The sequence below is a fragment of the Haladaptatus sp. HS23 genome (genome assembly GCF_056892285.1).
The window spans coordinates 1-284 of the sequence record NZ_JBXGLH010000073.1; the positions used below are offsets into that span (position 1 = coordinate 1).

Annotated in this window: 1 protein-coding gene; it reads left to right on the plus strand. The window is 68.3% G+C overall.

Translation table 11 applies throughout. From position 1 onward, the window contains the following. A partial coding sequence (locus AC1XDK_RS30865) for a hypothetical protein (protein WP_483353840.1) occupies positions 1–284 on the plus strand: 284 nt, incomplete at both ends.

Consider the following 284-nt stretch of genomic DNA (forward strand, 5'->3'; position numbering starts at 1 on the left):
GCTGCTCGACATTCAGCGACACCCGCACCGTAAGGCCGCGAACGGCAAACCCGGCCAGGGCTCGAATCGCAATGGAGCCGACGCCGACGACGTCATCGTCAAGGTTCCTCGCGGCACGGTGGTCTCGACTGCTGATGGTGAACCGATCATCGACCTGGTGGCACCGGGTGAGTCCTTCATTCTGGCGCGCGGCGGGCGCGGCGGGCTCGGCAACGCAGCGCTGGCATCACCGCGCCGCAAGGCACCGGGTTTCGCGTTGCTGGGCGAGCCCGGGGAAATGCGCG